Raw genomic sequence first — 2,280 nt, forward strand, 5'->3', positions numbered from 1 at the left:
TATTTTTTTTAAAAAATTTTTTAAACATGTTAAATACCTCCTTAACTAGCTTTTTCTGATAGTTTTTCTGAAAGTTTAACAGAAACTAATTTAGTAACTCCTTCTTCTTCCATAGTTACACCATACAATGCATCTGCTGATTCCATTGTACCCTTTCTATGGGTTATTACAATAAATTGTGTTTCCTGTGAAAATTCTCTTAAATAATCGGCGAATCTATATACATTTGCATCATCTAATGCAGCTTCAATCTCATCTAATATACAGAATGGTGTTGGTTTTGTATTTAAGATAGCAAATAATAATGCTATTGCAGTTAGAGCCTTTTCACCTCCTGATAATAGAGAAATTCTCTGAAGTTTTTTTCCTGGAGGCTGAGCAATAATTTCTATACCACTTTTAAGAGCGTCACTTTCATCTTCAAGATAAATATCTGACTTACCTCCACCAAATAACTGCTTAAATACTCTATTAAAGTTTTCTCTTATTTCATGGAATTTCTCTATAAATTGCTCCTCCATTTTATTTTCCATATCTTTAATAACTTTTTTTAATGATTCTTCTGCACTTGTTAAATCCTTTTTTTGTTCTGTTAAAAATTCATATCTTTCTTTTAGTCTTTTATATTCTTCAATTGCTCCTACATTTACAGTACCCAAAGTTCTTATCTTAGACTTTAATTCTTTTATCTGATTTTGAATTTTAGATATACTAATGTCTTCATTTTTATACTTAAGAGCCATTTGATAAGATAATTCATATTCATCCCAAAGCTTATTAATCATATTTTCTAACTGGGTATTGTATTTTGCATGTTTTACCTCTAAATTATTAATACTTTTCTGTAATTCATTAATCTCCCTATTCATTTCATTTAATTTTTCTTGCTCTGAATAAAATGTATCTAAATACTGATTTTTCTGTTGCTTTAGTTCTTGTAATTTACTATCATTTTCATTTAAAGTCCCTTTTAACTGTTCTTTCTTTTCTTTGAGTTCTTCACACTTTATCTTTAAATCTTTAATATTATTAATTGTAACCTCGTATTCTTTTTTCTTATGTTCTAAATTGTTTCTCATTCTTTCTTTTTCTTCTTTTAATTTAGACAAAGCTTCGTTTACTGACTTAACTTCCTGTTCATAAGAAGCAATTTTCACTTTTATATCTGTAATTTCTTTTTGTAATGTATCTCTTCTGCTCTTTTCTTCATCAAAATTTTTCATCATGTCACCAATATTTCCTTGAGTAGAGTCACTTTTTAACTTTAATTCTTCTAGTTCTTTTTTTAATTCTTTAGTTCTATTTTCTGAATCTAGCTGCTCTTGCTGTAATTGTACTAATTCTTGTTTATACTTTTCTACCATGCTTTTTAAATTACCAATCTCCTCTTCTTGCTGTAATTCTTTATTCTCTAATTTAGTAAAATTAATTCTAAGATTATTTATTTCTTCATCTAACTTTGATAAGTTGTCCATAACATTAGCTAAGTCAGTTTTACAACTAGCTACTTTATTCTCTAAACTATATTTTTCTTTATTTAACTTATTTATTTCCTTTTGTAGTTCACTTATTTGCCTCTCTCTACCTAATATATTAGTATAGTTTGACTTGTAACTCCCTCCTGTCATTGAACCTCCAGCATTTATAACATCTCCATCAAGTGAAACTACTTTTACTGTATAGTTGCTCTCTTTAGCGACTTTTATACCATTATCAATATTATCTACAATAACTACTCTTCCTAATAAATAATTAAATATATCCTTATATTTTTGATTATATTGTATAAGCTCACTTGCAACTCCTAGACTTCCTCTTATATGTAATAACTGTCTTTCTCTAGAATTCAAATATCTTCCTTTGATTGAAGTCATAGGTAAAAATGTAACTCTACCTAATTTATTTTTCTTTAAGTAATTAATAATATTTTTTGCATCTGTTTCTGTTTCAGTAACTATATTTTGCAATGATGAACCTAAAGCCACCTCTACAGCTTTTTCATACTTTTTATCTACTGTAATTAACTCTGCAACAGCACCCTCTACACCCTTACCTAGTACTTTGTTTTTTCTTACTGCTAAAAGTGTTTTCTTAACACTCTTATAGAAACCCTCATATTCGTTTTTCATATCCTTTAAAAGATTACATCTAGACTCATTACCATGTATAACTTCTTTTATTTTATTTAAATCGTTTATAGTTTTATCATACTCTTTCTCTTTTATTTGTTTGTGCTTAATCTTATTATTTTTTTCATTTTGTAATTCTTTTAATTTTTTC

At 27.0% G+C, this 2,280-nt stretch carries 1 protein-coding gene; it reads right to left on the bottom strand.

Annotated elements, in window-relative coordinates:
* Window positions 1-41 precede the first annotated feature (41 nt).
* A partial coding sequence (smc, locus tag L21TH_RS03840; protein ID WP_034429255.1) for a chromosome segregation protein SMC occupies window positions 42-2,280 on the bottom strand: 2,239 nt, incomplete at its 5' end.

Origin of the sequence: Caldisalinibacter kiritimatiensis (assembly GCF_000387765.1) — a bacterium.
GTDB lineage: Bacteria > Bacillota > Clostridia > Tissierellales > Caldisalinibacteraceae > Caldisalinibacter > Caldisalinibacter kiritimatiensis.